Annotated in this window: 6 protein-coding genes; 1 reads left to right on the top strand and 5 read right to left on the bottom strand. The window is 78.1% G+C overall.

Annotated elements, in window-relative coordinates:
- Nucleotides 1-60: 60 nt before the first annotated feature.
- Entirely contained in the window at nucleotides 61-1,185 is a 1,125-nt protein-coding gene (locus QC282_RS31815) for a winged helix DNA-binding domain-containing protein (protein ID WP_279553070.1), read from the bottom strand.
- 332 nt (nucleotides 1,186-1,517) lie between these two features.
- Here QC282_RS31815 and QC282_RS31810 point away from each other — a divergent pair, with 332 nt between their 5' ends.
- On the top strand, nucleotides 1,518-2,426 hold the full coding sequence (locus tag QC282_RS31810) for a polysaccharide pyruvyl transferase family protein (protein WP_279553069.1): 909 nt from the start codon (nucleotides 1,518-1,520) through the stop codon (nucleotides 2,424-2,426).
- A 370-nt stretch (nucleotides 2,427-2,796) separates the two neighbouring features.
- Here the strand turns inward: QC282_RS31810 and QC282_RS31805 are convergent, their stop codons facing one another.
- The 4 genes from QC282_RS31805 to rfaE2 form a co-directional block, all read right to left on the bottom strand.
- Nucleotides 2,797-3,693: a glycosyltransferase family 2 protein gene (locus QC282_RS31805; RefSeq protein WP_279553068.1), complete on the bottom strand. Its 897-nt coding sequence runs from the start codon at nucleotides 3,691-3,693 to the stop codon at nucleotides 2,797-2,799.
- Nucleotides 3,690-4,643 carry a glycosyltransferase family 2 protein gene (locus QC282_RS31800; RefSeq protein ID WP_279553067.1) on the bottom strand — a complete coding sequence of 318 codons (954 nt, stop codon included), beginning with the start codon at nucleotides 4,641-4,643 and terminating at the stop codon, nucleotides 3,690-3,692. The genes QC282_RS31805 and QC282_RS31800 overlap by 4 nt, the downstream gene beginning before the upstream one ends.
- A 6-nt stretch (nucleotides 4,644-4,649) precedes the next feature.
- On the bottom strand, nucleotides 4,650-5,624 hold the full coding sequence (locus QC282_RS31795; protein ID WP_279553066.1) for a glycosyltransferase family 9 protein: 975 nt from the start codon (nucleotides 5,622-5,624) through the stop codon (nucleotides 4,650-4,652).
- Nucleotides 5,621-6,103 (bottom strand): D-glycero-beta-D-manno-heptose 1-phosphate adenylyltransferase (gene rfaE2, locus QC282_RS31790; RefSeq protein ID WP_279553065.1); only part of this gene is annotated, 483 nt, incomplete at its 5' end. The genes rfaE2 and QC282_RS31795, both read right to left, overlap by 4 nt.

The following is a 6,103-nucleotide window of genomic DNA, read 5'->3' as shown; positions in this document are numbered from 1 at the left end:
CTCCAAGAGCGGCCCGCAACGCCCCCTCTCCATGTTTCCCGGCGGCCCGGACGGCCTTCCTCACCGACGTACGGTCCCGAAGCGGATGTCGTACGACGCCCGCGGGTACAGGGCGCGCAGCATGCGTTCCGCCTCGGCCTCCGTCTGCGACCGCTGGGCCTTCGTGAGCGTGCCGAACGGCTCGACGACGAGGGCGTCGGGCGTGAGCCGCCACAGCCCCGCGAGGAAGCCGTCGACCAGGAGCGCGCAGTGGGAGACGTTGCCCTGCCAGGTGCTGCCCCGGTGGGCGGGCGGGACCACGCGGGTGCGGTCGGCGTGGGAGAGGAGCAGGTTGTCGAACTCGGGCAGCAGGCGGGGCGGCGCCGGGGTGTCCGGGTCGGGGCGGGGCGCGTCCGGGAGGTCGAACAGCTCGACGCCGTTCTCGTCCCGGAACGTCACCAGGCGCGGGCGGAGTTCCTCGAACGCGGCGCGCAGCCGGGTCAGTCCGGCCCACGTCTGCATGTCCTTCACGGACGCGGGCCCGAACGCGGCGAGGTAGCGCAGGACGACGGCGCCGGGTTCCGGGGCGGGTTCGGCGGGGCGGCCCAGCCAGTGCTCGGCGGTGGTGAGCGCCACCTGGCCGCTGCGGCCCCACAGTCCGCGCGGGGTGACCTGGACGAGGGGCAGCCCGCAGCGCGCGGCGACGGCCAGCGACTGCGGGTCGGCATCGGGCCACTCCGGGGACAGCGCCTCGCGCAACTGCTTCATGGTGCGCGGCTCGGCCTCGACGAGTTCGCGGGCCAGCCGGGCGAGCCGGTCGACGTCGACGCCGTCGAGTCCCCTGCGGAAGGTGGTCAGTTCGCGGTCCCGGGCGGGCTGCACGAACGGGCGCAGGGTGAGGCAGTCGTCGGCGGTGTGGGTGTGGATGGTGGACCGCATGGTGACGATGCGGACGACCTCGCGGCGGGCCATCGGCTCCGACAGCTCCCGGGGGTCGAAGCCGTCGAGGCGGGCGGCGAGGGCGACGTACGGCGGCCTGACGTTCTGCGCCTGCAGCCCGACGAGGTGCGCGACGGCGTCCGTGACGGTCATGTCCGCCCGCTCCAGGAGGAGTTGCCGGGCGAGCGTCGCGCGGTTGAGGGCGCGAGGGCCGAGGACGGGCGCGTCACCGCTCGGGGCCGCCCTGGTGCTGGTCCGCTTCGTCATGGACGGAACGCTAGCGCCGATCGAGGACAGGGGCTGTCCACATCGCGGGCTCGGCGGGTGAGGCTGCGCCGGGCCGCCTTGGGCACGTCCGTACGTACCCGCCCCGGGGCTGGGACGATCTCCCGGGCGCCGTGCCGGAACCCGGGGCCCGGCGGTCGCCAACCGGACCGCCGTGGTCTCCGCCCGCCCGCACCGCCGGCCGGGGACGCGGTCGCCCTCCTGCGTGCGCGTGCCCCCGGGCGGCGGGCGGGTCGCCCGGCCCCGCCCCGGCGTGATTGCCGCCCCGCCGGACTGGGCACCCGCCCCGCACTGTGGAGCGGCGGCGGATTCTGGTGGCCGGGTGGTTCAGCTTCCTGCACGGGGAGGCGACCGCCGGGGACGTGCTCGCCCTGCACCGGGTGGAGGACGTCCTGCGGCGGGCCGGCATCGGCTACGACGTGGTCTGGAGCCCGGGCTTCCGGCCGGACGCGCCACACCTGGACGACGTGCGGCCCGAGGCGTACACGCATCTGGTGTTCGTGTGCGGGCCGCTGCACGGGCCGCAGGTCGAGGACCTGCACCGGCGTTTCGCGCACTGCGTGCGGATCGCCGTCGGCACGTCCGTGATCGACCCCGGCGGCCCGGCCGTCACCGGCTTCCACCGGACACTGGCCCGCGACGGCGCCCCGGGCGCGGCGCCGGGCCCGGACCTGGCGGCCCGCGCGCCCGCTCTGCCCGCTCTGCCCGCCGTGCCCGTCATCGGGGTGATCCTCACGCACGGGCAGCACGAGTACGGCCGGCAGCGGCGGCACGAGCAGGTCGCCGCCGCCGTGACGGGCTGGCTCGCCGGGCGGGACTGCGCACGGCTGGAGCTGGACACCAGGCTCGACGCGCACGACTGGCGGCTGTGCGCCACGCCCGCCCAGCTGGAGTCCGTACTGACCCGGCTGGACCTCGTCGTCACCGACCGGCTGCACGGCCTGGTCCTCGCGCTGCGCGCCGGCGTCCCGGCCCTGGCCGTCGACCCGGTCCAGGGCGGCGCGAAGGTCACCGCCCAGGCCCGCGCCTGCGACTGGCCGGCCCTGATACCCGCCGAACGACTGGACGCGGCGGGGCTGGAGCGGTGGTGGGACTGGTGCCTGACGGACGGCCGCCGGGCCGCCGCCGAGGCCCGCGAACGGTTCCGCGGCACCGGCGCCACAGCTCCGCCGGACGGCGCCGACCGCCTGCTGGAGGCGCTGGAGGCCCGGGCGTCCGCGTGACCGCCGCGCCACGCCCCGCACCTGTGCCCGCCCCTGCCGACGGCGTGCCTCGACGGGCGCCGCCCTCGCCGTCTACGACACCTACACCTACAGCGGAATCTCTCGACCGCCCCCGCCTCCGCCCCCGCAACCACCGACGGCACGCCGCCACGCTCCCTCGCGCCCCCGCCGGCGCGACCGGGGTGGCGGGTGCGTCCCTGCGGCCAGGACGAGAACCAAGGCGGCTGCGGCCCACGCAGCCGGCCCGGTCGCGGGTCCAGGGGCGGGCGTCCCGGGGACGGCCGCCCGCGCGGCCCGCACAGCCGTCGGCCACGGCCACCGGCGGCCCCGCCCTGCTCCCGGCCGGCGCGGCGTCGGCCCCGCACCCGGGTCAGCCCACGTAGCGCCGGGCCGTCGAGCGGCGCTGGGTCTCGTCCAGCAGCCGCAGCCGGGACTCGACCGGCGGCGGCAGTACCCGGCGTTCGCGCAGCACCCACGGGATCGCCGCCGCGGCCTCGGCGAAGGCCCGCAGGGACGCGGTGTCGCGCGGCACCGTACGGGCCAGGTACAGCGTGCGGCGCAGGGCGGGGCCGGGCGACCGGCGCAGCCAGGTGAACCACAGCGTGTTGCGGATGCCGTGCGCCCGGCGCAGCGTCGGGTCCCGCACCTCGGACGCCTGGTGGTGGATCGTCAGGTGGTCGGCGTACGTCAGCCACCAGCCCCCGGCGGCCAGGTCCGCCGCCAGCAGTTCCTCCTCGCCGCCCAGCCACAGCCGCGGATGGAAGCCGCCGACGGACCGGAAGGCGTCGGCGCGCAGGACGGTCGCGGCGGCCAGGAAGGAGCCGAGCGCCGGGCCGGGCAGCCAGTCGGGGCGGGGCAGCGGGGAGTCGCGCAGTTCCCGCGTGATCGGGTCGTCGGTGCCGCCCGGCTCCACGAGGATGCGCGCGGTGACCGTGGCGAGCGCGGGATGCCGGTCCAGCAGGTCCGCCGCGCCGGACAGCGCGCCGGGCGACCACCACGAGTCGTCGTCGCAGAACGCGACGTAGGGCGTGCGGACCTGGCGCACCGCCAGGTTCCGGCCGACGGCGCCGAGGTTGCGGCCGGGGCGCAGCAGCCGTACCCGGGGGTGGTGGCGGGCGACGGCCGTGGCGGTGCCGTCGGTGGAGGCGTTGTCGGTGACGATCACCGGTGGTCTTTCGGGGAGTTCGGCGAGCCGGTCGAGGGTGCGCAGGAGTTCGGGGCGCCGGTTGTGGGTGATGACGACGACGGTCGTGCGGGGGTCGGTCATGCGGGGTCTCCCGGGGTGCCGTCGAGGAGGCGGGCGGCGCGTTCCACGTGCGGGGGCAGGGGCCTGCGGTCCCGCAGCGCGGCCGGCAGCCGGGCGAGGGCCTCGCGCAGGGCACGCCGGGCGTGCGGGTCGCGGCGGGCCTCGGCCGCGAGGTCGCGGGTGCGGGCGAGGACGTGGGGCAGGGGGCGGCGCAGCCAGGCGGTGAGGAGTTCGTTGCGGCGCTGCACGGCGACGCGGCCGGGGCGCGGGCCGCCGGTGCCGGGGTGGTGGTGGGCGACGACGCCGGGGCAGTGGGTGACGCCCCAGCCGCGGGCGGCGAGGTCGTAGGCGAGCAGGGACTCCTCGCCGCCGAAGAACAGCACCTGGTGGAAGCCGCCTGCGTCGAGGTAGGCGCTGCGGCGGACGACGGCGGCGCAGGCGAGGAAGCCGAGGACCTGGGTGCCGGGCAGGTCGGTGGCCGGACCGAGGGGGGACGCGGCGAGCACGTCGTTGAGCGGGTCGGGGTCCTGGCCGGGGCCGACGAGGGTGCGGGCGGCGAGCAGGCCGAGCCTCGGGTGGGCGTCGAACAGCCGGGCGGCCTCGGCCAGGGCGCCGGGCGCCCACCAGGAGTCGTCGTCGCTGAACGCCACGTACGGCGTGCCGATCGCGCGGACGCCGTGGGTGCGGGCGAGGGCGCCGCGGTTGACCGGCAGGGCGAGGACGCGGACCTGCGGGAAGTCGCGGGCCAGCCGGGCGCGGGTGTCGTCGGTGGAGGCGTTGTCGACGACCAGGACGGGCGGCCGTTCGGGGAGCGCGAGCAGGTGCCGCAGGGTGCCGGCGAGGGCGGCGGACCGGTTCCGGGTGGCGATGACGACGCCCACGGGTGAGCCGCGCCCGGGGTCGTCGCCGGTTCCGCTCAGGGGGGCGTGCTGCTCGGGGCGGTGCGGGCGGGTGCGCTGGTCGTGGTTCATGGGTGCTCAGCAGGCCGTCGGTGCGCCGGGGGCGGGCGCCGGGAGGCCGGTGAAGGCGTGCAGGACGTCCTCCGGGCGCAGGCGGAGCTGGGCGGGGTGGGGGCGGGTGCCGTGCGGGTCGCCGTCGGGTCCGGGGTGCCCCAGGGCGCGGTGGCGCGGGTCGGCGGGCGGGCCCCAGCGGCTCGGCGGCACCGGGCCGAACAGCGTGACGGACGGCGTGCCGTGCGCGACGGCCAGGTGGGCGATGCCGGTGTCGCCGCTGAGCACGGCGCGGGCGTCGGCGACGAGCGCGGACAGCCGGTCGAAGGCCGGTCCGCCGCCGAACACGTCGTCGTCCGCGAGGCCCGCCCGGGCGGCCAGGCCGGCCACCAGGTCGTCCTCGTCGGCTCCCCCGGTGACCACGACGCGGTGCCCGTCGGCGCGCAGGGCCGCCGCGACGGCCGCGTACCGGTCGACGGGCCAGCGGCGGGCGGGCGACGCGGCGCCGGGGTGCACGACGACCGCGCCGGGCGCCGGGGACGGGGTGGCCGGGCGGGGCAGGCGCAGGTCGGCGGGGTCGGCGTCGATCCCGTACGACTGGAGCAGCCGGCACCAGCGGACGCGTTCGTGTTCCTCCGCGTACCAGGCCGGGCCCTCGATCTCCGGGGTGTCCGGGTGGGCGAAGGCGAGCAGGCGCCCGGGGCGCAGTGCCGCGAGGAGGAGGTGGCTGGGCGGGCCGTTGCCGTGCAGGTCGACGGCGACGTCCGGGGGCGGGCCGGTCCAGTGGAGGGTGCGCGGCACGGCACGGCCGGGGGCGGAGGCGGGCAGCAGCCGGTGCACGGCGCCGGTGGCCGCGGCGACCGGCGCGAGGGCGGCGGGCGAGGCCAGCACCAGCTCGTGGTCCGGGTGCGCGCGGCGCAGCGCGCGGAGCGCGGGGACGCCGGTGAGGAGGTCGCCGAGTCCGAGGGCGCGCAGCACCAGGAGGCGGGGTGCGGGGGTCATCGGGCCGTGCCTCCCGTCGCCCTCGCGAGCAGGCCGGTCGAGGACCTGCCGTCCAGGTAGGGCAGCAGGACCGCCTGCCCGCCCCATTCCTCCAGCAGCGCGGCCTCGGGAAGGTCGGCGCCGGTGTAGTCGCCGCCCTTGACCCACACGTCGGGCCGCAGATCGGTGAGGAGGCGTTCGGGGGTGTCCTCGTCGAACACGGCCACGGCGTCCACGCAGGCGAGGGCGCTGAGTACGCGGACCCGGTCGGCGAGCGGGTTGACGGGGCGGTCCGCGCCCTTGCGGCGCCGCACGGAGGCGTCGGAGTTGACGCAGACGACGAGGCAGTCGCCGAGCCGGCGGGCCGCCTGGAGCAGTCCCACGTGTCCGGCGTGCAGCAGGTCGAAGCAGCCGCCCGCGGCGACGACGGTGCCGTGCGCGGCGCGGACCCGGTCGGCGAGGGCGAACGGGTCGTCGTCGTCCGGCGGCGGGCCCGGGGG

Origin of the sequence: Streptomyces sp. DH24 (assembly GCF_029813775.1) — a bacterium.
Taxonomy (GTDB): domain Bacteria; phylum Actinomycetota; class Actinomycetes; order Streptomycetales; family Streptomycetaceae; genus Streptomyces.
Note: the sequence above shows the minus strand (reverse complement) of the source record. Positions and strands in the feature narration are given on the sequence as shown.

What these genes read in the sequence shown, in the direction of transcription:
- QC282_RS31815 (WP_279553070.1), bottom strand. Translation starts at nt 1,185, where the DNA reads ATGACGAAGCGGACCAGCACCAGGGCGGCCCCGAGCGGTGACGCGCCC.
- QC282_RS31805 (WP_279553068.1), bottom strand. Translation starts at nt 3,693, where the DNA reads ATGACCGACCCCCGCACGACCGTCGTCGTCATCACCCACAACCGGCGC.
- QC282_RS31800 (WP_279553067.1), bottom strand. Translation starts at nt 4,643, where the DNA reads ATGAACCACGACCAGCGCACCCGCCCGCACCGCCCCGAGCAGCACGCC.
- QC282_RS31795 (WP_279553066.1), bottom strand. Translation starts at nt 5,624, where the DNA reads ATGACCCCCGCACCCCGCCTCCTGGTGCTGCGCGCCCTCGGACTCGGC.